The organism is Pradoshia sp. Z4_20, from assembly GCF_058216035.1.
On record NZ_JBZAJD010000002.1, the window covers coordinates 487,948 to 509,763 of the forward strand.

Consider the following 21,816-nt stretch of genomic DNA (forward strand, 5'->3'; position numbering starts at 1 on the left):
CTCACAGCTTCCCAAAAATTATGACAATATAGTAATTTTTTAGTAAAATAATGAGTAAGAAGATTATTCTTACTCATTATTTTAAGCCAGCTTATCCCTGGAGTGTCTCCCCTTTTTCAACTGGTTCTTTTTTGTAGGCTGCATCATATCTCGTCATCATAGAGACATTGACCAGTAATCCGACAGATATCAAAAGAATAATTAAGGAAGAACCACCATAGCTGATAAATGGTAAAGTAACCCCAGTAATCGGTATTAGCCCAGCTACTCCACCTAAGTTAACCATAGCTTGAATTCCAATCATACTGGAAATACCTACTGCTAGCATACTCCCAAATGGATCATTCGATTTTATCGCGGTATGAATCCCTTTTAATACAATCGTAGCCAAGCATATAATAACAAATCCTACCCCAATAAGTCCTAACTCTTCAGAAATCACAGACATTATAAAGTCAGTGTGCGGTTCAGGCAGATAACCATATTTCTGCGTGCTTTGTCCAAATCCCACTCCGGTAATGCCGCCATTGCCAATTGCCACATAAGAATTGACCAACTGATATCCTTCATACTTCTCACTGGAAAACGGGTCTAAAAATCCAACGAAACGTTCAAGCCTTTTTGGAGTAAAGATCTTGTCTTTAAAAAGAAAAATGATTGGTGTCGCAACAAGGATAGCTCCGAACAAAATCGATAGCAGTTTACCTAAACTCTTAAAATTCATACCAGAGCATAAGATAATAGTACAAGAACTCATAAAAAGAATGAATGCCGTCCCGATATCCGGCTGCAAAACGATCAATAAACAGATAACTAATAAGAATAATAGTGGTGGTACTACACCCTTATTAAAGACATTGATATATTTTTGTTTATTCGAATAGACTGCGGATAAGTATATAATCATACCTAACTTAATAAACTCTGATGGCTGCAAACTCCCTAGCGCTCCAAGCTTAAACCAGCTCTCCGCATTTCCGGCGGTGTGGCCAATAAAATTTAAAGCAACGAGAGAGATAATCGAGCCTAGTACGATGATCACCAAAAACTTTTTATTTTTAAAAACCGGATAAGGTATAGCAGCTACAACGAAAAACAGGATAAACCCGATGATTAAATGCCTAAATTGTTTTATGTAGAAAAAATCGCTTGGAAGTCCAAATCTTGACACAGCCGTAACCATACTGGCGCTATAGACCATTACAAGACCAAAGATACTTATAGCGATAATGATAGCGATGAGAGTAAAATCATACGATTTTAAAATACGTTTTATCATATAGGTCTCCTTGAATAAATTTCATTTTAAAAAATATGCTTGTTTAAAAATTATATAAAGAAAAACAAAAAAACTCAAACAACATCGGCATCGTTTGAGTTTCGACTGCTACTTATTTTCTTAAGGAAGCATCATGAAGAGCAGAAAGTTCTTGTTCAAGGAATCCCAATAGCTCTTTACCGTCTTTCTCTTCTATTAATCCTAATCGAACGGCAAAGTCAATTTCTCTGGAGAGACCAAACATTTGGGTATCTAAAACTTCTTCATATAACGGACACTGAGGCATAGTCAAATTGTCCATTTGCACCTTTATTAGTTTAAATATTTTATCAGCGTCAGCCTTTAACAATGCGTAGGCCTTTTCTTGATGATTGACAAGGATATCAGATGTCAATGTGCAACCCCCCATTATGGCCCAATGAACCAATCTATTATAAAATTCTACCCTTAAAATCGTAAAATTGCAAGAAAAGGTAATGTCAAGGAGTTTAGTTTTTTCTAAAAAAAGATAACCTTCGTGCAGCGAATTACTGTACATACTCATTCAGCAGCTATAAGATTAAAATTGGAAAGGAGAGTCAATTATGAAAGATATTCTACAAATAAAAGGGAATGTAAAATTCCCGATATATCTCGACCCTGGCACTTGGATATTTGATGACAGGAAATTCGATCTTGATGCTTGGCATCCAGAAAACAATCAGAAAGAAAATCCTGAACAGGAGACCTATTTAAAACAGGTATCATCACAATGGGATAAAGAGATCATTGAAGGGGCATCCCCACCGCCAAGTAAACCTGTAATAAAAACGAAGAAACAGCAGCTTACTGAAAACAGTTTCGGGATTGTATTAAAGCCTTTTTTCTTGAACACTGAACCTGAAAGTACTTCTGCAGCTGTTATTGTACATACAGAAAATGCTAATTTCACATTCTCTTTTGAGGAAGCGCTTCAACTTGTTGCTGGCTTTTCTATTAAAGGGCGACCAATCAAAGCGGATGAGGGTGGACCCATTCATATTTACCACGGTGATGGCTCCAACAGGCAAGCACCCATTAAAAACGTAACAGGTTTTACAATTCAATAAAGAGTTCAGGAGCCGTATAGACGCTATATGGCCCCTGATAGCTACAAGCTACTAATACACAAACACTCTAAATGATTTGGAGCAGGAAGTACACTGACCCATTCCTGTTAGGATAATTAGATAGAAGAATCACTCATAATAAATCTGCCGCTAATTGAGCTAATCCGGAACGTTCCCCCTTCACTAAATTCACATGGCCTGCAATGGCTTCATTCTTAAACTTTTCCAAAACATATGTCAGCCCATTGTTCCATTCATCCAAATAAGGATGATCAATTTGAGCAGGATCCCCCAGTAAAATAATCTTACTGCGCTCACCTACACGTGTCAGTATGGTTTTCACTTCATGTTTGGTAAGGTTCTGAGCTTCATCCATGATAATAAAGCTATCCGGTAAGCTGCGTCCTCTTATATATGTTAAGGCCTCCACCTCAATAGAATTTATACCAGCTAAAATAGAGTCCAATTCACCTGGCTTTTTTGTGTTAAATAAAAATTCAAGATTATCATAGATTGGCTGCATCCATGGACGCAGTTTTTCTTCTTTTTCACCAGGCAGGAAACCCAAATCTTTCCCCATTGGTACAATTGGCCTTGCTACAAGTAATTTATTATACTCCCCCAAATCCTCTGTTTGAAGCAAACCTGATGCGAGTGCTAAAAGTGTTTTCCCTGTACCTGCTTTTCCAGTTAATGTGACTAACTGGATATCACTTCTTAATAATAATTCGATTGCCATATGCTGCTGCACATTTCGCGGCTTTATACCCCAAACATGCTCCTGATTATATCGAAGCTTTTTTATTCTTTTTTCATGTCCGCTAATAATTCCTAAAGCAGAAAGCGAAGTTATTTCTGTGCATTTCATAATGACAAATTGATTTAAATGAATCCCCTCTGCTACATCAGCAGGAGCTGCTATCTCTCCCTTGGAATAGAATTCATTTATATCAGCTCGCGAAACAAATATCTCGATAAAGCCGGCGTACATCTGATCCTCATGTATAACTCGATCACTCAAAAAATCCTCTGCTAAAAGTCCCAGTACATCCGCTTTTACCCGCATTAGAATATCTTTACTTACTAATATTACGCTCCGCCCATTTTCTTTTGCCTGTTCTTCCAGCGATAAATTTTTGGCAATTGCCAATATACGATTATCATTTGTTTTTTCTGCAAAGTATTCTGCGACATTGTGGGGTGAGCGATGATTCATCTCTATTTTTAACACCCCACCATTCGACAATGGGATTTTATGATGAAGCTTACCTTTTGTACGCAGCTGATCAATAAGTCTTGAAACATAGCGGGCGTTTTTCCCTACTTCGTCCAAGTTTCGTTTTTTTGAATCCAGTTCCTCCAATACTACTGCCGGGATGATGACCTCGTTATCCTGGAATGAAAAAATAGACATTGGATCCTGCAATAATACATTCGTATCTAGAACATAAATTTTGCTCAAAATATATCCTCCTGTGTCATAATTTCATTACCTATCCAGAGCTTTACAACACGCTGATGACTTATTGAAATACAACATTTAATAAGCAAGAGTTGCATTTTTCACGTTTAATCAAAATAAGCCGGATGGAATTTTGTTTTTAATAGCTGGACAAATCTGATGCTCAAATATATGTATTTACATACAAAAATAGAAGAAAATAACCCATTTCCTTTAAATTGTTTTATTCTTAAAGTTTGATAAAAATTTTAATCATTCATCTTATCCGTTTCAAATAACCAGACCATTCCATAACCATGTATGGAGAATCCTTATATGGTATAATGACTTTACATGCAATAGATTGGGGTGTCCTGTAATGCGAGTTAAATGTGTAATCTGTGATAAAATCGAATCAATTGATGATGAAACGTTAATGGCTAAACGACTTAGAAATCGTCCAATTCATACATATATGTGTCAGGAATGCAATAAACGTATCGAAGAACGAACAATTGCACGAAAAAGCACTGGAAATTTCAGATTATATCGGGCGGCTAAAGAAGAGGACACGTGGTAAACTACATATACCTGAAAGAAATCGGGCTGTTTTACCTGTAATCTTCAAATAAAAACAAAAAAACAGAGAAGAATGAGATACTCATCTTCTCTGTTTTTTTATGATGGATAATTACGGTAATGATCCGGATTCTGGAGTATTTGATTGAGCATAACCTCAATCATATCCTCCGGAAACCTGAATTCATTTACAGACTCTTCATTTTTATAGGTGACGATATACCAACCGCCACTTTTTTTATAGTGATAGTCTGATATACCAAACTTCTCCTGCAAGGTATTTTCGAACCAGAGGACTGTTTCATTTGCTGCGGTATCTTCAGGTCGATAATCAATGACAACTTTTATCGTTAACCAATTATAGATCGCATCCTGAACAGAGTTCATTCGCTCACTCCTTATTCCGCATTTACCTCGTTTTTCATTTCCTTACGGAGTCTATATTTATAAATTCCCAGAAAAGCAGCAGCCACTACCAGTACTTCTGCTACAGGCAAGAATAGTGCCAAAAAGGTCAAAAAGCTGCATCCAAAGGCCATAATGGCATAGACTACTATGCTTTTTCCAAGACTTAATTTTCTAGCAAACCCCAGTTTATACACTATTCCGCAAAGTACTACAATCGTCAAATATAGAGCCCACACCCCTATTTGTGAATATTGTGGGTCTCCTATTCGATACAAGTCTGCAAAGAACGGCAGGTTATTTGTAATATCCACTTTAAAACGCTCCCTCTCCCCAAAGGTAAAAGTTATTCAGCGAATTTCTTTTTCTTAGCTGCTTTTTCACGTTCGTTTTTATCCAAAATCTTTTTACGTAAACGAATTGATTCTGGTGTTACTTCGCAGTATTCATCATCATTTAAATATTCCAATGCTTCTTCAAGTGACATGATTCTAGGTTTTTTCATAGTAACTGTATTATCTTTTGTAGCGGAACGAACGTTTGTTTGTTGTTTAGCACGAACAATATTGACAGTTAAGTCATTTTCACGATTATGTTCCCCAACAATCATACCTTCATAAATTTCAGTACCTGGCTCTACAAAGATAACGCCGCGGTCTTCAATTTGAATGATACCGTATTGAGTAGCTTTACCTGTCTCAATGGATACAAGAACACCTTGTCTTCTTCCTCCAACCTGACCTGCCTGCATAGGTTGATAAGAATCGAATGTATGGTTCAAAATACCATAACCACGAGTTAATGTTAAGAATTCAGTTGTATACCCGATTAATCCACGGGAAGGAACGTTAAACACTAGACGTACTTGTCCGCTTCCGTTATTGACCATATCCAGCATTTCGCCTTTTCTTTCCCCTAATGATTCCATGATTGCACCTGTGTATTCCTCAGGAATATCAACTTGTACGCGTTCCACAGGCTCACATTTAACACCATCAATAACACGGATGATTACTTCAGGCTTAGACACTTGAAGTTCATATCCTTCACGGCGCATATTTTCGATAAGAATGGATAAGTGTAACTCTCCGCGTCCGGAAACAATCCAGGCATCCGGAGAATCAGTAGGATCCACACGTAAACTTACATCTGTTTGGAGCTGGCTCATTAAACGCTCCTCGATTTTACGTGATGTTACCCATTTACCTTCTCTGCCGGCGAATGGACTGTTGTTTACTACAAATGTCATTTGTAATGTAGGCTCGTCTATACGCAGAACTGGAAGCGGCTCCTGAACATCTACTGGGCAAACTGTTTCCCCAACGTTAATGTCTTCCATACCGCTGACAGCAATCAAATCACCCGGTAAGGCTTCTTCTACTTCCACACGTTTCAATCCTTGGAAGCCGAATATTTTAGTTACACGGAAATTTTTCGCAGTTCCATCAAGTTTCATTAAGGATACTTGTTGTCCAACTTTCATTGTGCCACGGAAAACACGGCCAATTCCTATTCTTCCTAAATAATCACTATAATCCAGCAAAGCAACCTGGAATTGCAGCGGTTCTTCACGATTGTCAACAGGTGATGGAATATTTTCTACGATTGATTCAAATAAACACTCCATATTTTCTTCTTGATCAGCCACATCAGGGCTTAAAGAAGCGGTACCGTTAATTGCTGATGCATAAACAACTGGGAATTCCAATTGTTCTTCAGTAGCACCCAATTCAATAAACAAATCAATAACTTCATCAATTACTTCCTCAGGGCGAGCAAAGTCACGGTCAATTTTGTTAACAACAACGATTGGCGTAAGTTTTTGTTCTAATGCTTTTTTTAGTACAAAACGGGTTTGCGGCATACAACCCTCATACGCATCAACGATTAAGAGAACACCGTCTACCATTTTCATGATACGTTCTACTTCTCCGCCGAAGTCTGCGTGTCCCGGTGTATCCAATATGTTAATACGTGTATCTTTATAGTTAACGGCAGTATTTTTCGCTAAAATTGTAATACCGCGCTCTCTTTCAAGATCATTGGAATCCATTGCTCTTTCAGCAACTTGTTCATTAGAACGGAATGTACCTGCTTGTTTTAACAATTGGTCGACCAAAGTTGTTTTACCATGGTCAACGTGAGCGATAATCGCTATATTTTTGACGTCATTTCTGTATTGCAAACTATTTCAACTCCCAGATTTTATGCTTATCGAAACCAACCTTGTCATTATAACATACTGAAACTAGAAAGCTGCTATCGTATTGTGTACAATGAATATGAAGATTGGGGTGATTACATATGAATATTAACTTTATATTTATGCTGCTAGCAGTTCTCGCTGTGACAAGCTTATGCGGAATTGCTATATCCATCGCTGAAGGAAGTGTAGTGGCCATTGTCCTATGCCTGTTAGCTTTTATCGGCATTATGGGAAGCGGCTTTACACTAAAAAAGCGTTGGAGAGAAAAACTTTAGACTATTCTTTTAACTAAATAATTTTACCGCAATATCATATTTTAAGCAATAAAAAAGCATCAGTACTGATGCTTTTTCTCTTTTATAGCCATCAGGATGATAAATACTGCTCAAGAATCACTCCATGTAAAGCTGGCGATGACACTAGGAATGAGCTCTTCTTTAGATAATGAATCGGGTTACCTTGCAGATCAGTCACTTTTCCACCCAATTCTTCAATAATCACGGCTCCCCCCGCAAAATCCCATGGCGCCAATCTCATCGATATATAAGCGTTCATTCTCCCAGTAGCAACATAGGCAATTTCAAGGGCAGCAGATCCATAGGACCTGGTCCCTCTTATATCTTTGACAAGTCTGCCCGTCAGATTCTTATCAATTTTTTTATTGTCCGTCAGCCAAATTGGATTTAAACCTATAATAGATTCGGGAAGTGGAACTTCCTTTATCTTAGGAATCTCGCTATCATTGAGAAAAGCTCCTTTTCCCTTTATACAGTGATACAGTTCATCATGGACAACATCATATATTAGCCCAATCTTTCCAATACCATTTTCTATTATACCTATTGATATCGCAAAATTTCTTTGCTGGTGCACAAAATTCATTGTTCCGTCTATAGGATCGATAATCCAAACTACTCCATCCAGTGACTGCAAATCATGGCCAGAACCTTCTTCACCGAGAATATGATGAGTAGGAAATTGTTCAGATATTTTTTCTTTAAAGAATTGCTCTATTTCCATATCCATATTAGTGACTAAATCATTTACATTTGATTTTGTGTTAATATCTAAAATTGATTCAAATGAGTTAATAATCTTTACCCCTGCTTCTTTAATCCATTGAACCGCCATCTCGTGAATGTTGGACCATTCCGCCATTTTTCCCACCTCAATTAAAATCTTTTCTATAGTATGTATATTAATTCCAGTTTAATTCGAATGACATTAAATAACAAGAAAAGACGAACATCATGAACGAGAACATGCAGTTCGTCTTAATCAATCAAAAAATCATATAATAATATCCACTATTAAAGTGCTTTTAAGCGCAGAAGTTCTTTTCTTATTCTTTCAAGTTTTTGTTTTGAACAATTTTTTTGTTTTTCATCATCCTGCTGAATAGCTTCATATAAGGTAGCCAATTCATAATCCAGTTCCATCCGGAGAACTACTTTTCTATGTTTCTCGACTTCTTGAGCTTTCAGTTTGTGATTAACTACCTGTTTCATAAAAATCCTCTCCTTGCATTTATTTTAAGAAAATTCAGAAATTTAATTGTACTTTGTACTATAGTATGTTCTTTCTGGATTATTGCAACCAAAATAGACAAGCGCCTAGTTACATATGCATAATATTATTTGGCCTCTCTATTCTTATGCTAAAATAAGAGAGAATAGGAGGTAATATATATGGTTATAAAAGGTTTCACAAATGAAGACTTTAATGTATTTACAATAGATGGTCTCGACCAACGAATGGATGCAATCAAAACCTTAATACGTCCCAAATTTGAAACATTAAGTCAGATTTTCACAGAGGAATTATCTGTTTTAACACAAGATCCAATGTATCCCCATATTGCAAAGCATGCTCGTCGTACGATTAACCCGCCGAATGATACATGGGTATCTTTTTCATCCAATCCACGCGGTTACAAAATGCAGCCACATTTTCAAATCGGTCTGTGGGAAACCCATTTATTTATTTGGTATGCAATTATTTATGAAGCCAAAGACAAAGCGCAAAAGGGACAACGTTTGGCTAGCCAAACTGAATCGATAAAAAATCTTATCCCATCTGATTACGTGTGGTCTATTGATCACATGAAGCCGGAAGTTATTCCTCACAGTACATTATCAACCGATGGCTTAAACGATATGTTTAATCGTTTACAAACAGTCAAAAAAGCTGAATTATTATGCGGCTATCAAATTCCACGCGAGGAAGCTGTTCAGCTTTCCGGTGATCAATTAGTTGAAATTATTCATGATGTATTTGTACATTTAATACCCCTGTACAATGTCTAATAAACTCGAAAAAGACATTAACCCCCATTAGCACTATGCCAAGGGGGTTAATGTCTTTTATCGGCTTAATTTTATAAATCCTTCATTAGCACTGTTTTTTGCTCGCTTAATTGCTTGATAGGCAGAGTAGCCACTCACTTCTTCAAACTCATTGCACAATTTCTTTTCCTCAGATTTAGAAGGAACAATTCGCTTAAACTCATTGTAAAGGTTCATTAACTGTTCCCTTTCTATCCCGTTCTCATAAGCTTTCTCGATTCCTTGAAAAAAAGATATAACCTTTACGATCTCATCAGTAGACCATTCATAATCAATTGGATATTGATAATCCATATGTACCACCTCTTATGTTGTAATTGCTTTCCAGCGTTCTCTTATAGCTGCTGCTTCCGCTAGCATTCTACTGAACAATTGCTCTACTGTTGGCTCATCCTTAATTATACCAACAACTTGACCAGCCCAACCAAAACCAGCTTCTGAATCTCCATTATATATAAATGCTTTGTTTCTTACACCACTAATATAATCTTTTAAATCCTCATATGTACAATTATTATCCTCCATTCCAAGGATAATATCCGTAAGCGGATTATGAATGGCACGTCCTGGAGCACCTAAGCTCTTTTTAATCACTACCGTATCCTTTTCAGAGCTATCTATGATTGCTTGCTTATAAGCGGCATGAGCATGTATACATTCTTTCGTAGTAATGAATCGTGTACCCATTTCTATACCTTCAGCACCCAGGGCCAGCGCTGCCATTAAACCTCTTCCATCTCCAATACCTCCAGCAGCAATAACAGGAATGGAGACATGATCAACTGTCTGAGGCACCAGGACCATTGTACTCAACTCATCTCTTCCTATATGGCCTCCACCTTCATAGCCAACCACCATAACTGCGTCTGCTCCAAGTTCTTCAGCTTTCATAGCATGCCTTACCCCTGCAGTCAATACGAGTGTTTTTACTCCAGTACCCTTAAACATCTCTAAAAATTCTTTCGGGTTTCCCCCTGTAACAGAAACAACTTCTACTCCTTTGGAGAGTACCACTTGTACAAATTCTTCATAAGGTTTACCGTGGTTACCAATAGCAAAATTAACTCCGAATGGGGAAGAAGTCATAGAACGTACCTTATCAATTTCACTAGCTAAATCCTCAGGACTGCTCAATGACATAGCTGTAATTTGACCAAGTCCACCAGCGTTTGAAACGGCGGCAGCCAATTCAGCATAGGCTAGATAAGCCAGCCCCCCTTGAATTATTGGCAGCTCTATGCCAAGCAACTCTGTTACACGCGTTTTCCACATAAAACACCCTCCTTTGTCGTTAGGATTGCTTTTACACAATGGCAATATATGATTCGCTTCTTAATTGAAAAGTGAAACCAATCATTTGTGTATCATTAATTTATCATATAAAGAATAAGTAAAGAATACACCGTGTTCTTGCGAGTAAATAAAAAAGACAACCCCTGGAAAATTGAAGGTTGTCATCGCTAATGTTAACTTTTTATAGTTTTCAAGATTAAATGATTATAGTTTTTGAAATGAACCGGTTTTGGTCTAGTGACTATTCTTGTTCACAACTGTGGCAATCAGTGCATGTTGCATACAATACTGTTACTTTTTCATCTTCAAAATGATCGATTGTATTGTTGCATCCTGTACATACGATTGTACCCATTCATTTCATCTCCTTTTCTAAATGTAAACGCCTTCCAAGAAAGCGTTTTAATTCCATAAATCAATAATAGTATAACTCATTGAATATTTCAAGCCCAAATTGTATAACACATTAAAATATTTTTCGTTAAATTGTGTATAATATATTATTAATATGACAATTAGACACTCTTATCCTGCAAATGTATCAGTAAGTGTAATATCAATATTTAAACAGTTAAATTGGCTATTATTCTAATGATTTTATCCATGAATTCCTTCATTAATGAAATTAAATACACTTAACCAAGAAAAGCGTTTTCATTATCACCCTTGTTATCCATTTTCAGGTAATGATAAACTAATTAAAATAAATTAATTCAGGGAGGTTCCTATGACTTTATCAACGTTTATAAAAATGAAGGGATCCATAAAAGATGACATAACTATTGAGGACATTAAACAATTGATCAATCAGTATAGACAATCAATCTCGCATACTTCCGAACAATTAGCATGGGATTATAGTAAAACTGCATTTCCTTATGTTTTGAAAGTAACAGACGAAGGGAAACATAATTGGTTTTATTTATACTCAGAGGAAAAGGACTATCACATGATAGCCATTGGAGTGGATTATGAATATATACAAACCCCTGATGAAAATAAACAAAGAGTCCCTTATATCCAAATCAGTCTATCTCAACACTCTACAATTGGTGATAAATCGAAGGCTAATGAGTTTGCTAAATTTTTATCAAAGAAATTAAAAGGGGAACTTCATTTATTTAACGGGAGAATCATCCATTTTAATCTAAAAAAGTAGAGCCATACTTTATACTTTAAATTGGTTTATTTAGAGGGCTTATAACCTATATGTACCTAATAGTGATGATCAAGCTACTGGTTGAATAGCTATCTAGAAAGTCGTCAAATCATGAATCATCTACCGAGCAAGGACAGATCTAGTTTTGCCAACACATATTAACTCAATCCGGAGGTTTCCCCTTAAGCAGGCGCTAACCATACCAAAGGATTTCTGTACAAACATATTACCCACCCATCCACTCTTCAACTAGTTACTTAAAAATAGTATTGAAAAAGGCAGCCTAATTACTGAGGCTGCCAGAACTCTTCCATTAAAAAGATTTTATTTCACGAGGATTTATCACCCTATAACCCTTTGCACGTAATCCTTCAACTAATTCTGGCATTGCATCATTAGTCCATTTACGGTCATGCATAAGCAGGTTTGCTCCCGGATACAATTCTTTGCTAGTAAGCATAACTTTCACTAAAGCGTCCTTATCTTGGTACTGTTTTTCCCAATCGTATCCTATTGTCCAATTCATTAACTGCATTTTTTCTTCTTTGGCTATTTGTTTTGAGAACTCTGTGTTTTGCCCATATGGAGCTCTAAAAAATCTGGGCCTTTCACCGGTTATAGTTTCCACCATATCATTCACTTTAATAATTTCTTCTTTTTGCGCCTCTTCATCCAATTCTGGCAGGACGGCATGGCTATATGTATGGTTACCGATTTCAAATCCCATATCATAGATTTGTTTCAATATCTTTTTTTGCGCATCCGATTCCAAAAAATGTCCGTTAACGAAAAATATAGCAGAGGCATTCATTTCTTTTAATTTTTTTGCCATTGCTAAACTATATCGATCCGGTGCATCATCGATGGTTAATAGAGCTACTTTCTTTTCACCATCTTCTATAGGCTCAATTTTCCAATTTGTTAGATTGACCTGATAGTTTTGTGAAATCTCCTCTATCGGCTTCGCTGCTGTTTCTTTAGGTACCTCTTTGTTAATTTCAGCTTTATTAGGCTTTGTTCCCTGATTTGATTGTGTCTGTTCTACACTTTTATTAGGTGTATCTTCTTTCGCCTTCTCTTCTTCTCCGCAACCAGATAGCAACAGAACCATAGATGTAAGCAAAGCTATAGCATATCTCATGAAATTCCACCTTTCGACAACCTTATCCTATATTTTACCACTTTACCGACAAAATAAAACACCCCTGTCCAAAAAGGATAGGGGTGTAAAAAATAATTAATTATTTAATAATGTGGATTGGGCTTCCCATCGCAACTTCTGCTGCTTCCATTGTGATTTCTCCCAATGTAGGGTGAGCATGAATAGTCATAGCGATGTCTTCAGCAGTCATTCCTGCTTCAATTGCAAGGCCTAGCTCTGCAATCATATCAGAAGCACCAGGTCCAGCAATTTGAGAACCGATTACTAATCCGTCTTCTTTACGTGTAATTAACTTCATAAATCCTTCTGCAGAATTTAATGCTAAAGCACGTCCGTTTGCTGCAAATGGGAATTTAGCAGCAACGATATCTAAACCTTCTTCTTTTGCTTGTTGTTCAGTATAACCAACTGTTGCAAGTTCCGGTTCGGAGAATACAACTGCAGGAATACCTAGATAATCAATCTCAGCTGCATGTCCTGAAATAACTTCAGCAGCGATTTTACCTTCATAAGAAGCCTTATGAGCTAATTGAGGGCCAGAGATGATATCACCAATCGCAAAAATATTACTTACAGATGTACGGCATTGCTTATCTGTTTTAATGAAGCCTCTTTCATCTAGTTCAATACCAACTTGTTCTAAACCAATTTCATCAGTATTAGGTTTTCTTCCAACTGTTACCAATAGATATTCAGCTTCAACTTTTTTCTCTTCGCCTTTTTCTTCGTAAGTAACAATTACACCATTTTCAGTTTCTTCCACGCCTTTAGCTTTAACTTTAGTGAAGATATCTACATCTTTCTTCTTCAAGTTACGTTTAACGATAGAAGACATTGGTTTTTCGAAAGCAGCCAAGATTTCGTCCATACCTTCTAGAATGGTTACTTTAGTACCAAAGTTAGCATATACAGAACCAAGCTCAACTCCAATTACTCCACCGCCGATAATAGCCATGCTTGCAGGGATATGATCAAGGTTTAAAGCACCAGTGGAATGAATGACACGATCAGAATATTTAAATGTCGGTAATTCAATCGGTCTAGAACCTGTTGCGATAATAGCGTTTTTAAATGTATATGTTTGAGCGCTATTTTCAGTCATAACACGGATGTTATTAGCGTCTACAAAGTAAGCTTCACCTTTAACGATGTCTACTTTGTTACCTTTAAGTAATCCGCCAACACCACTTGTTAATTTTTCTACTACAGTACCTTTCCAGGCTTGAACTTTAGAGAAGTCCACTTTTACGTTTTCAGCAGTGATACCAAGATCTTCAGAATGTTTGGCATCATGATAACGGTGACCTGCAGTAATTAAGGCTTTGGATGGAATACATCCAACGTTCAAACATACGCCACCAAGGTCTCCTTTTTCAACGATTGTTACTTTTTGTCCAAGTTGCGCAGCACGGATTGCAGCCACGTAACCTCCTGGACCAGAACCGATTACTATAGTATCTGTTTCAATTGGAAAATCTCCAACTACCATGTCTTATCCCTCCATCAATAATAATTCTGGGTCATTTAATAAACGTTTAATGTGATTTAATGCATTTTGACCAGTAGCTCCATCAATCATACGGTGGTCAAAGCTTAAAGATAATGATAATACAGGAGCAGCTACAATTTCACCATCACGAACGATTGGTTTTTCTGCAATACGTCCGATTCCAAGAATCGCAACTTCTGGGTGGTTAATAACTGGTGTGAACCATTGTCCACCGGCAGAACCGATATTTGAAATTGTGCAAGAAGCACCCTTCATTTCATTAGGAGCTAATTTACCATCACGAGCTTTTCCGGCAAGTGTGTTGATTTCATTAGAGATAGCAAACATAGATTTACGATCTGCATCTTTAACTACAGGTACAAGAAGTCCTTTTTCAGTATCAGCTGCAATACCGATATTGTAATAGTGTTTATGGATAATTTCTTGTGTAGCATCATCAAGAGATGTATTTAATGCTGGGTACTCTCTTAATGCACTTGTTAAAGCTTTAACAACGTAAGGAAGGAATGTTAGCTTAATTCCTTTTTCAGCTGCAACTTCTTTGAATTTCTTTCTGTGAGCAACCAATTTAGTCACATCTACTTCGTCCATCAATGTAACGTGTGGAGCTGTATGTTTAGAGTTAACCATCGCTTTAGAAATAGCTTTACGAATTCCACTCATTTTTTCACGAGTTTCAGGATATTCTCCTGCAGGAATAGCCGCTGCAGCTGGTTTAGAATCTTCTTTGGCAGCAGGAGCTTCTTGTACAGGCGCACTTTCTTGTCCACCATTCATAAATGCTTGGATATCTTCTTTTAATACACGGCCATTTTTGCCTGTGCCTTTAACCTTGTGAATATCCACACCGTTTTCTCTAGCAAATTTTCTAACAGATGGCATTGCGATTACACGGTCACTTGCAGTTTCTTCTGCTTGTGGCTGTGAACCTGCACCAGTTGGAGTATCAGAGTTTGCTGGAGCTGCTGCTTCTTTCTTAAGGTCTTGTCCGCTTTCTAAAGTAGATTGAACTTGAGCTTCAGTTTTTTCTTCACCGTGCTCATCACCTTTAAATTGTACATCTTCATAACCTGGTGCATCAAAAGTTACAAGTACATCACCAACTACTGCTACAGTACCTTCTTCAACTAATACTTCTTGAACAGTACCTTCTACTGGAGATGGAATTTCAACAACAGATTTGTCATTTTGCACTTCACACAGTACGTCATCTTCCTGTACTTTATCACCTGGTTTAATAAACCATTTTACTATTTCACCTTCATGTATACCTTCGCCGATATCCGGGAGTTTAAATTTAAAAGCCATGGCTTTTCTTCCTCCTCTTTCTTTTCAGTTTTTAAAGTTATGGTTGTGTTAGTCAGGAAATGCCACGAAAGCATCTCCTGTTATGTTAAAATTCTAAAACTTTTTTTGCAGTTTCAAGTACATCTTTATGATTTGGCAACCATATAGGCTCAGCTTGAGAGAATGCAAATACTGTATCAGGAGCAGTTACACGCAATACTGGTGCTTCCAGGCTTAGAATGGCACGGTCGTTGATTTCAGCAACAACTTGAGCAGCAATACCTGCTTGTTTTTGTGCTTCTTGTACAACAATTGCGCGTCCAGTTTTCTCAACAGATGCAATAATTGTATCAATATCAAGCGGGCTAATTGTTCTTAAATCGATTACTTCTGCAGATACACCTTCTTTTTCAAGTTGCTCTGCAGCTTTAAGTGATTCCTGAACCATTGCGCCATAAGTAATAATAGAAAGATCAGTACCTTCACGTTTCACATCAGCTTTACCTAATGGAATTGTATATTCCCCTTCAGGTACTTCTTGACGGAAAGAACGGTATAATTTCATGTGTTCTAAGAAGATTACCGGATCGTTATCACGGATAGCAGAGATTAACAAACCTTTTGCATCATAAGGTGTAGATGGAATAACCACTTTTACACCTGGTGTTTGAGCCATTAAACCTTCAAGGCTATCTGCATGCATCTCAGGTGTATGTACACCACCACCAAATGGTGAACGGATTGTAATTGGTGAAGTATAAGTACCACCGGAGCGATATCTCATACGAGCCATTTGACCAGCAATAGAGTCCATAACTTCGAATACGAAGCCGAAGAATTGGATTTCAGGAACAGGACGGAATCCTTGCAATCCAAGTCCAATTGCCAATCCACCAATACCAGATTCAGCTAAAGGGGTATCAAAGATGCGGTCTTCTCCAAACTCCTTTTGTAATCCTTCAGTAGCACGGAAGACACCACCGTTTACTCCTACGTCCTCACCAAAAACGAGAACTTTAGGATCATTACGCATTTCAGTACGTAATGCATCAGTGATGGCTTGAATCATCGTCATTTGGGCCATGGCTTATTTCGACTCCTTTTCTTTGTAAATTTCATATTGTTCTTCTAGGTTGTATGGAAGCTCTTCATACATATTCATAATTAAATCAGTTACTTTTTGTTTTGGAGTATTATCCGCTTCTTTAATAGCAACTTTGATATCTTCTTTTGCTTGTTCAATTACTTCATTTTCTTTCTCTTCGCTCCATAGTCCTTTTCCTTCTAGGAATTTACGGAAACGAACAAGTGGATCTTTTTTCTCCCACTCGTTATCAAGGTCAGCTGTACGGTAACGTGTTGGATCATCACCAGCCATTGTATGTGGACCATAACGATAAGTTAAAGTTTCAATTAAAGTAGGACCTTCTCCATTAATTGCTCTTTCGCGTGCCTCTTTAACTGCAGTGTAAACAGCTAATGGATCCATACCGTCTACCTGAATACCTGGGATACCGGCAGCCATTGCTTTTTGAGCGATTGTTTTAGCAGCTGATTGTTTTTCAACCGGTGTAGAAATCGCAAAACGGTTATTTTGAACGATAAAGATTGCAGGAGCTTTAAATGCACCAGCAAAGTTGATTCCCTCGTAGAAATCACCTTGGGAAGCACCGCCGTCACCTGTATATGTGATTGCAACAGATTTCGCTCCATTTTTCTTCATACCAAGAGCTACACCTGCACATTGGATATATTGTGCACCAATGATGATTTGCGGAGAAATCACATTAACGTCTGCAGGAATTTGATTTCCAGCAAAATGGCCACGAGAGAACAAGAAGGCTTGAGTCAATGGAAGACCATGCCAAATCATTTGTGGTACATCTCGGTAACCAGGTAAAATGAAATCTTCTTTTTCCAAAGCAAATTGAGATGCCAATTGTGAAGCTTCTTGTCCAGCTGTTGGAGCATAAAAACCAAGACGACCTTGTCTATTCAAAGAGATAGAGCGTTGATCAAGAATACGAGTGTAAACCATTCTTCTCATTAATTCTTGAAGCTGTTCATCGCTTAAATCAGGCATAGCTGATTTATTTACGACTTCTCCCTCTTCATTTAAAATTTGCAACGTCTTGAACTGGTCGCTAACGCTTTCCAACTGCTTCTCTGCCTCAATAAGGACTTTCTGTTGTTTAGAAGCCATAGGATTCACATCTTCCTTTCTATAAATGGTTAAATATCCATCTTTAAATTATCATAATGCCAGTTTTCCACACCTAAACCATTAGATAACTGTATTAGTTTCCTCTTGATAAAAAGTAGTACAACTGTATCAATGGTTAAAGTTTACACGATTTAAATAATTGCCGTCAACTTATATGATTCGAGTATGTAAACATTTTCACAAACTTTCTTTAACGACAAACTGTTATACATTAATATTTTTTTATACTAATACAGAATGTGGAAAAAGCGCTTACAAAGATGAACTTTCTGTATTTATAATCCCCTAAACTAAAGTAATATGGGCAAAATAACTAACCTTATTAAACATGCAATACTAAATGTATAAAACCTAATAACCATTTTTAAATTATAATAAAAATAATCATACTCGATACTGGTCAAAAATCAATTAGGTTTTACTACTTAACAAAACATACCAAAACTTATCGAATTGATTATCGACAACCTGGAATTTCTATAAAAAAAAGCCATCACTCCTGATGGCTTTTTCTTATTCTGTATCAACATCTAGTTTTGCCCTTTTATAGAAAGCAATCTTTTGTTCATTATATTCATTCGTTAAGTCATTAAATTTTTTGTTTGAGTTCATCAGTGAATTATACGTTTCATTGATTTTCTCAATTTGTTCTTGTAAATCTTCTTTGGTCACATCCTCTTTTTTAAAGAGTGTGTATAACTCATTCTCCTGTGTAAGACTCTTTGTATAATGTTTATACAGTTCATCATACTCATCATATCTTTTCGTCATTGTATCCTTTAATTCATTCGCTTCTGCTTTTAAGGATGAGTCTTCAAGATCGTTTATATGACCATTTAAATCCTTAAATTGTTCCTTAGCTTTATCGATAGCTTCTTTTTCCTTCTTCATTAACGCTTGTCTTTCTTCTATTCCTTTAATAGCATCATTTGATAATGATTGTATTTCTTCTATTTCCTTCATACCCAATTGTATAATCTTTCCATACAGTTCATTATCTTCTTCCTCCAGCTTTTGAAGCGGCTCTTGTTGTTTTTGGAAGTCTTCCTCCAATGCAGCCACTTCCTCCAGAGTATCATAAATTTTCTCTTCTGGACTGCTATTGTTTAGACATCCTGTTAATGCAAGGATTACTACTAACATACCTGTAAGTGTAATAATTTTTTTGTATTTTTCCATGATTAGCACTCCTATCTATCCCTACTTTACTATAACGAAATGGAAATATTTTGACAACAAATAACATATATAATAGGAGTAATACCCCCGAAATTACTTAGTAATCTAAATATAAGGTAATATATTGTAGTATGATTGCTATTGATTAATTCCTAAACTTAAAATACGCTACTACGTAAAGATAAGTAAGGCGTACAGACCCCTTATATGTTTGTTAAGATTACAGAAGTCATAATTAACTTTTTATGCAAGGTTTGATAGACTATAGAGTATAAATGGACAGTTTTATGAGGTGAAATAATGATTACAATGCAAGATATTATCAGAGAAGGGCATCCCACTCTACGAAAAAGAGCGGGGGAAGTACAAATTCCGCCTTCCAAAGAAGACCAAGAAATTCTCAAAAGCTTAATGGAATATGTACAAAACAGCCAGGATCCAGTAAAAGCAGAAAAATACGGTCTACGTCCTGGGGTTGGGCTGGCAGCTCCTCAAATTAATATTTCAAAACGAATGATTGCCATTCACGCTACAGACGATAAAAATAAGCTCCATAGCTATTCTCTCTTTAATCCAAAAATTATTAGCCATTCTGTTCAGAAGGCTTATTTAAGTACCGGAGAAGGCTGTTTATCAGTAGATCGTGCCATACCAGGCTATGTTCCCCGTTACAATAAAGTAAAAGTACAAGCTTATACGCTTGAGGGGGAAGAGATTACTTTAAGATTAAGCGGCATGATGGCCATTATTATTCAGCATGAAATTGATCATTTAAATGGAGTCATGTTCTATGATCATATAAATCCTAAAGATCCATTTGCCCATTTAGACAATGCGGTAGCCATTGAAAAATAAAAACCGGTGATTAATCACCGGCTGTGACTGTAGACATTTTCCCTATTTAGATTGGTCTACAGTCTTTTTTTGTTCACTTATTTATAGAAACTATGTGGCTAAACCGCTCTGCCCTATTTTATGACTAGTCAGTTGCTGATTACTAACAAATTTATATAAGCTTTAATTCCTTTAATCCGTAATAAATCCCATCTGAATCTACGCTTTTTGTAATAAAGTCCGCTTCTTTCTTTAACAGCGGTACACCATTTCCCATGACCACACCCGTACCTGCTGCCTTAATCATTTCAAGATCATTTAATCCATCACCAAATGCATAAATTTCATCCATAGAGAATCCCTTGCGCTCAATCACATACTCAATTCCTTTAGCTTTTGACCCTCCATTTGGTACTACATCCATTGCATATGGATGCCAGCGTATGAATTGCAGATCCGAATAGTTTCCTTCATAAAGAGACGTATGATGTTCCTCACAAAATAAAAGAGCTTGGTAAATTTCATGATTTTTATAAAAGTCTCCCTTTTCCTCGGGATGTGGAAAATGAAGAGATCCCATACTCTCTTCTATAAAGGGATCATGTGTAACGTTGGCTTTCATTGTTTTCTCATTCATATAGATCATGGAGTGACCATTCGCCTTTGCTTCTCTCGTTAATTTTTCTAATTGTGATTGAGATAGAGGGTTTTTATAAATCATCTCATGCTCAAAAACAACATATTGACCATTAAAGCTGACAAAAGAGTCGATTTCCAGTTCATGAATAAGATGGCTGAACATAAAAGGTGCCCTACCTGTCGCTATTGCAACGTATGTCCCATTTTTTCTAAGTAAATGGATTGCTTCCTTAGTGGATTCCGGTAATTTCTTTTCAGAATTTAGAAGTGTCCCATCAATGTCAAAAAATACAATTTTACCCATAAACATTTCCTCCCAGATGCGCAATACTATATATAACGTATTATTGTCTACAATCATACTATCATAATAAATAGTAAACCTCTGCATGAGGAATCTCATACAACAGGAAAACAGCTATGATTAGTTAACTTGACTCTTCAGGAAAAATAGTAACGGTTAAAGATATTAGTTATACTTAGATTATGAATCAGACGCGATTGTAAATAAATTACAATATAAGCTTTTGAATCCAAGCATATACTATTTATGAGTGGGACGATAAATTTATTTTTACGTTTAGGTACTTATATCCCGCAAGCATATTTACCAAACGCTTAATTACCATTAAAATAATAGATAAAGGAGATGGTCAGCCATGTTAAAAAAGCTCAGAAAAAAGCTTCTCAAACAATGGAAAGACCTGATGGGCAGGAAATCAATTGCATAATTTTTTGAAAAGCCCTTCAAATATCCTTGCGGAGGGCTTATTCTATACGGTAAAGTAGATAACAGTCCTTAAAGAAAATTGTTTAAACATGCAAATGTTAGGAAATTTTCTTATAATAGAGATGATGAACTGTTTAGACCGACAGTCTAAGATGAATATCAATAGATAAGGTGGCCTGGTTGTTGCTCCTTGCCACCTCTTTATTTATAAATTTTACAAGAGTAAGTTAGGAGAGATTTACATGATTTTTAAAGTTTTTTTTCAGGAGAACGCAGCTGAGACACCCGTTCGCGAAAATACTAAATCTATTTACGTTGAAGGGGAATCGGAAAGAGATGTCCGCCAAAAGTTAAAAAGCCTTCCATACAATATTGAATTTGTTCAAGTTCTTAAAGATGAATATTTGGAATTTGAAAAACAGAATCCAGATTTCCATATTACGGAGACCAAATAAT

25 protein-coding genes are annotated in these 21,816 nt (G+C 36.6%); 7 read left to right on the forward strand and 18 right to left on the reverse strand.

Annotation, left to right across the window (positions count from 1 at the left end; all coding sequences use genetic code 11):
- Window positions 1-91: 91 nt before the first annotated feature.
- Complete coding sequence (locus AC4BHP_RS08335) at window positions 92-1,279, reverse strand: FtsW/RodA/SpoVE family cell cycle protein (RefSeq protein ID WP_148629533.1); 1,188 nt, start codon at window positions 1,277-1,279, stop codon at window positions 92-94.
- 112 nt (window positions 1,280-1,391) lie between these two features.
- Window positions 1,392-1,688 (reverse strand): Fpa/YlaN family protein, encoded by a 297-nt coding sequence (locus AC4BHP_RS08340; RefSeq protein WP_373925453.1) that lies wholly within the window; start codon window positions 1,686-1,688, stop codon window positions 1,392-1,394.
- A gap of 175 nt (window positions 1,689-1,863) precedes the next feature.
- Here AC4BHP_RS08340 and AC4BHP_RS08345 point away from each other — a divergent pair, with 175 nt between their 5' ends.
- Window positions 1,864-2,367 (forward strand): peptidyl-prolyl cis-trans isomerase, encoded by a 504-nt coding sequence (locus tag AC4BHP_RS08345; protein ID WP_148629532.1) that lies wholly within the window; start codon window positions 1,864-1,866, stop codon window positions 2,365-2,367.
- A gap of 133 nt (window positions 2,368-2,500) precedes the next feature.
- Here AC4BHP_RS08345 and AC4BHP_RS08350 read toward each other — a convergent pair whose 3' ends face one another.
- On the reverse strand, window positions 2,501-3,832 hold the full coding sequence (locus AC4BHP_RS08350; RefSeq protein ID WP_175354235.1) for a PhoH family protein: 1,332 nt from the start codon (window positions 3,830-3,832) through the stop codon (window positions 2,501-2,503).
- Between the two features lie 355 nt (window positions 3,833-4,187).
- Here AC4BHP_RS08350 and AC4BHP_RS08355 point away from each other — a divergent pair, with 355 nt between their 5' ends.
- Window positions 4,188-4,388 (forward strand): YlaI family protein, encoded by a 201-nt coding sequence (locus AC4BHP_RS08355; RefSeq protein WP_066100812.1) that lies wholly within the window; start codon window positions 4,188-4,190, stop codon window positions 4,386-4,388.
- A gap of 98 nt (window positions 4,389-4,486) precedes the next feature.
- On the opposite strand, the gene AC4BHP_RS08360 is transcribed toward AC4BHP_RS08355, so the two are convergent.
- Genes AC4BHP_RS08360 through typA form a run of 3 tightly spaced genes read right to left on the reverse strand, consistent with a single transcriptional unit; the run spans window position 4,487 to window position 6,977 of the window.
- Window positions 4,487-4,774 carry a hypothetical protein gene (locus tag AC4BHP_RS08360; protein WP_066100815.1) on the reverse strand — a complete coding sequence of 96 codons (288 nt, stop codon included), beginning with the start codon at window positions 4,772-4,774 and terminating at the stop codon, window positions 4,487-4,489.
- A gap of 11 nt (window positions 4,775-4,785) precedes the next feature.
- Window positions 4,786-5,106, reverse strand: coding sequence for a YlaH-like family protein (locus tag AC4BHP_RS08365; RefSeq protein ID WP_066100818.1), 321 nt, complete (start codon window positions 5,104-5,106; stop codon window positions 4,786-4,788).
- A 32-nt stretch (window positions 5,107-5,138) separates the two neighbouring features.
- On the reverse strand, window positions 5,139-6,977 hold the full coding sequence (gene typA / locus AC4BHP_RS08370) for a translational GTPase TypA (protein WP_066100821.1): 1,839 nt from the start codon (window positions 6,975-6,977) through the stop codon (window positions 5,139-5,141).
- Between the two features lie 119 nt (window positions 6,978-7,096).
- On the opposite strand from typA, the gene AC4BHP_RS08375 reads away from it, so the two are divergent.
- The gene (locus AC4BHP_RS08375; protein WP_175354216.1) at window positions 7,097-7,273 is read left to right on the forward strand and encodes a DUF5325 family protein; all 177 of its coding nucleotides are present in this window, start codon (window positions 7,097-7,099) and stop codon (window positions 7,271-7,273) included.
- Window positions 7,274-7,364: 91 nt separating this feature from the next.
- On the opposite strand, the gene AC4BHP_RS08380 is transcribed toward AC4BHP_RS08375, so the two are convergent.
- Both AC4BHP_RS08380 and AC4BHP_RS08385 read right to left on the reverse strand, forming a co-directional pair.
- Entirely contained in the window at window positions 7,365-8,156 is a 792-nt protein-coding gene (locus AC4BHP_RS08380; protein WP_066100824.1) for an inositol monophosphatase family protein, read from the reverse strand.
- A gap of 152 nt (window positions 8,157-8,308) precedes the next feature.
- Window positions 8,309-8,506 (reverse strand): YkzI domain-containing protein, encoded by a 198-nt coding sequence (locus tag AC4BHP_RS08385; protein ID WP_066100827.1) that lies wholly within the window; start codon window positions 8,504-8,506, stop codon window positions 8,309-8,311.
- A gap of 180 nt (window positions 8,507-8,686) precedes the next feature.
- Between AC4BHP_RS08385 and AC4BHP_RS08390 the strand changes: the two genes are divergently transcribed.
- Window positions 8,687-9,304: a DUF1054 domain-containing protein gene (locus AC4BHP_RS08390; RefSeq protein ID WP_139891312.1), complete on the forward strand. Its 618-nt coding sequence runs from the start codon at window positions 8,687-8,689 to the stop codon at window positions 9,302-9,304.
- A gap of 57 nt (window positions 9,305-9,361) precedes the next feature.
- Here the strand turns inward: AC4BHP_RS08390 and AC4BHP_RS08395 are convergent, their stop codons facing one another.
- The 3 genes from AC4BHP_RS08395 to AC4BHP_RS08405 all read right to left on the reverse strand — a co-directional run bounded on the left by AC4BHP_RS08395 (window position 9,362) and on the right by AC4BHP_RS08405 (window position 10,991).
- Window positions 9,362-9,637, reverse strand: a complete 276-nt coding sequence (locus tag AC4BHP_RS08395; RefSeq protein WP_066100834.1) for a UPF0223 family protein — start codon at window positions 9,635-9,637, stop codon at window positions 9,362-9,364.
- A gap of 12 nt (window positions 9,638-9,649) precedes the next feature.
- Window positions 9,650-10,615 (reverse strand): NAD(P)H-dependent flavin oxidoreductase, encoded by a 966-nt coding sequence (locus AC4BHP_RS08400; protein ID WP_066100837.1) that lies wholly within the window; start codon window positions 10,613-10,615, stop codon window positions 9,650-9,652.
- Window positions 10,616-10,877: 262 nt separating this feature from the next.
- Window positions 10,878-10,991: a GapA-binding peptide SR1P gene (locus tag AC4BHP_RS08405; RefSeq protein ID WP_077247942.1), complete on the reverse strand. Its 114-nt coding sequence runs from the start codon at window positions 10,989-10,991 to the stop codon at window positions 10,878-10,880.
- A gap of 372 nt (window positions 10,992-11,363) precedes the next feature.
- On the opposite strand from AC4BHP_RS08405, the gene AC4BHP_RS08410 reads away from it, so the two are divergent.
- Window positions 11,364-11,795 carry a DUF1885 family protein gene (locus AC4BHP_RS08410; RefSeq protein ID WP_066100840.1) on the forward strand — a complete coding sequence of 144 codons (432 nt, stop codon included), beginning with the start codon at window positions 11,364-11,366 and terminating at the stop codon, window positions 11,793-11,795.
- A 313-nt stretch (window positions 11,796-12,108) separates the two neighbouring features.
- Here the strand turns inward: AC4BHP_RS08410 and AC4BHP_RS08415 are convergent, their stop codons facing one another.
- From AC4BHP_RS08415 to AC4BHP_RS08440, 6 genes are all read right to left on the reverse strand, one after another.
- On the reverse strand, window positions 12,109-12,936 hold the full coding sequence (locus AC4BHP_RS08415) for a polysaccharide deacetylase family protein (RefSeq protein ID WP_066100842.1): 828 nt from the start codon (window positions 12,934-12,936) through the stop codon (window positions 12,109-12,111).
- 100 nt (window positions 12,937-13,036) lie between these two features.
- A complete protein-coding gene (gene lpdA, locus AC4BHP_RS08420; protein WP_066100846.1) occupies window positions 13,037-14,446 on the reverse strand; it encodes a dihydrolipoyl dehydrogenase in 1,410 nt (469 codons plus the stop codon).
- Between the two features lie 3 nt (window positions 14,447-14,449).
- Complete coding sequence (locus AC4BHP_RS08425; protein ID WP_066100849.1) at window positions 14,450-15,775, reverse strand: dihydrolipoamide acetyltransferase family protein; 1,326 nt, start codon at window positions 15,773-15,775, stop codon at window positions 14,450-14,452.
- 85 nt (window positions 15,776-15,860) lie between these two features.
- On the reverse strand, window positions 15,861-16,838 hold the full coding sequence (locus AC4BHP_RS08430) for an alpha-ketoacid dehydrogenase subunit beta (protein WP_066100851.1): 978 nt from the start codon (window positions 16,836-16,838) through the stop codon (window positions 15,861-15,863).
- 3 nt (window positions 16,839-16,841) lie between these two features.
- Complete coding sequence (pdhA, locus tag AC4BHP_RS08435; RefSeq protein ID WP_148629531.1) at window positions 16,842-17,957, reverse strand: pyruvate dehydrogenase (acetyl-transferring) E1 component subunit alpha; 1,116 nt, start codon at window positions 17,955-17,957, stop codon at window positions 16,842-16,844.
- A gap of 534 nt (window positions 17,958-18,491) precedes the next feature.
- Window positions 18,492-19,157 carry a YkyA family protein gene (locus AC4BHP_RS08440; protein ID WP_066100857.1) on the reverse strand — a complete coding sequence of 222 codons (666 nt, stop codon included), beginning with the start codon at window positions 19,155-19,157 and terminating at the stop codon, window positions 18,492-18,494.
- 300 nt (window positions 19,158-19,457) lie between these two features.
- Here AC4BHP_RS08440 and def point away from each other — a divergent pair, with 300 nt between their 5' ends.
- Entirely contained in the window at window positions 19,458-20,012 is a 555-nt protein-coding gene (gene def / locus AC4BHP_RS08445; RefSeq protein WP_066100859.1) for a peptide deformylase, read from the forward strand.
- Window positions 20,013-20,163: 151 nt separating this feature from the next.
- On the opposite strand, the gene AC4BHP_RS08450 is transcribed toward def, so the two are convergent.
- A complete protein-coding gene (locus AC4BHP_RS08450) occupies window positions 20,164-20,934 on the reverse strand; it encodes a Cof-type HAD-IIB family hydrolase (RefSeq protein ID WP_066100860.1) in 771 nt (256 codons plus the stop codon).
- 668 nt (window positions 20,935-21,602) lie between these two features.
- Here AC4BHP_RS08450 and AC4BHP_RS08455 point away from each other — a divergent pair.
- Window positions 21,603-21,815, forward strand: coding sequence for a DNA-dependent RNA polymerase subunit epsilon (locus AC4BHP_RS08455; protein WP_066100864.1), 213 nt, complete (start codon window positions 21,603-21,605; stop codon window positions 21,813-21,815).
- Window position 21,816: the final 1 nt, after the last annotated feature.

Bases quoted from the DNA above. Each gene is read 5' to 3' on its own strand.
- AC4BHP_RS08355 (WP_066100812.1), top strand. From the start codon at position 4,188: ATGCGAGTTAAATGTGTAATCTGTGATAAAATCGAATCAATTGATGAT.
- AC4BHP_RS08450 (WP_066100860.1), bottom strand. From the start codon at position 20,934: ATGGGTAAAATTGTATTTTTTGACATTGATGGGACACTTCTAAATTCT.
- pdhA (WP_148629531.1), bottom strand. From the start codon at position 17,957: ATGGCTTCTAAACAACAGAAAGTCCTTATTGAGGCAGAGAAGCAGTTG.
- AC4BHP_RS08430 (WP_066100851.1), bottom strand. From the start codon at position 16,838: ATGGCCCAAATGACGATGATTCAAGCCATCACTGATGCATTACGTACT.
- AC4BHP_RS08335 (WP_148629533.1), bottom strand. From the start codon at position 1,279: ATGATAAAACGTATTTTAAAATCGTATGATTTTACTCTCATCGCTATC.
- AC4BHP_RS08455 (WP_066100864.1), top strand. From the start codon at position 21,603: ATGATTTTTAAAGTTTTTTTTCAGGAGAACGCAGCTGAGACACCCGTT.
- AC4BHP_RS08400 (WP_066100837.1), bottom strand. From the start codon at position 10,615: ATGTGGAAAACGCGTGTAACAGAGTTGCTTGGCATAGAGCTGCCAATA.
- AC4BHP_RS08385 (WP_066100827.1), bottom strand. From the start codon at position 8,506: ATGAAACAGGTAGTTAATCACAAACTGAAAGCTCAAGAAGTCGAGAAA.
- AC4BHP_RS08395 (WP_066100834.1), bottom strand. From the start codon at position 9,637: ATGGATTATCAATATCCAATTGATTATGAATGGTCTACTGATGAGATC.
- AC4BHP_RS08425 (WP_066100849.1), bottom strand. From the start codon at position 15,775: ATGGCTTTTAAATTTAAACTCCCGGATATCGGCGAAGGTATACATGAA.
- AC4BHP_RS08345 (WP_148629532.1), top strand. From the start codon at position 1,864: ATGAAAGATATTCTACAAATAAAAGGGAATGTAAAATTCCCGATATAT.
- AC4BHP_RS08375 (WP_175354216.1), top strand. From the start codon at position 7,097: ATGAATATTAACTTTATATTTATGCTGCTAGCAGTTCTCGCTGTGACA.
- AC4BHP_RS08410 (WP_066100840.1), top strand. From the start codon at position 11,364: ATGACTTTATCAACGTTTATAAAAATGAAGGGATCCATAAAAGATGAC.
- def (WP_066100859.1), top strand. From the start codon at position 19,458: ATGATTACAATGCAAGATATTATCAGAGAAGGGCATCCCACTCTACGA.
- AC4BHP_RS08340 (WP_373925453.1), bottom strand. From the start codon at position 1,688: ATGGGGGGTTGCACATTGACATCTGATATCCTTGTCAATCATCAAGAA.
- AC4BHP_RS08415 (WP_066100842.1), bottom strand. From the start codon at position 12,936: ATGAGATATGCTATAGCTTTGCTTACATCTATGGTTCTGTTGCTATCT.
- AC4BHP_RS08360 (WP_066100815.1), bottom strand. From the start codon at position 4,774: ATGAACTCTGTTCAGGATGCGATCTATAATTGGTTAACGATAAAAGTT.
- AC4BHP_RS08380 (WP_066100824.1), bottom strand. From the start codon at position 8,156: ATGGCGGAATGGTCCAACATTCACGAGATGGCGGTTCAATGGATTAAA.
- lpdA (WP_066100846.1), bottom strand. From the start codon at position 14,446: ATGGTAGTTGGAGATTTTCCAATTGAAACAGATACTATAGTAATCGGT.
- AC4BHP_RS08405 (WP_077247942.1), bottom strand. From the start codon at position 10,991: ATGGGTACAATCGTATGTACAGGATGCAACAATACAATCGATCATTTT.
- AC4BHP_RS08390 (WP_139891312.1), top strand. From the start codon at position 8,687: ATGGTTATAAAAGGTTTCACAAATGAAGACTTTAATGTATTTACAATA.
- AC4BHP_RS08440 (WP_066100857.1), bottom strand. From the start codon at position 19,157: ATGGAAAAATACAAAAAAATTATTACACTTACAGGTATGTTAGTAGTA.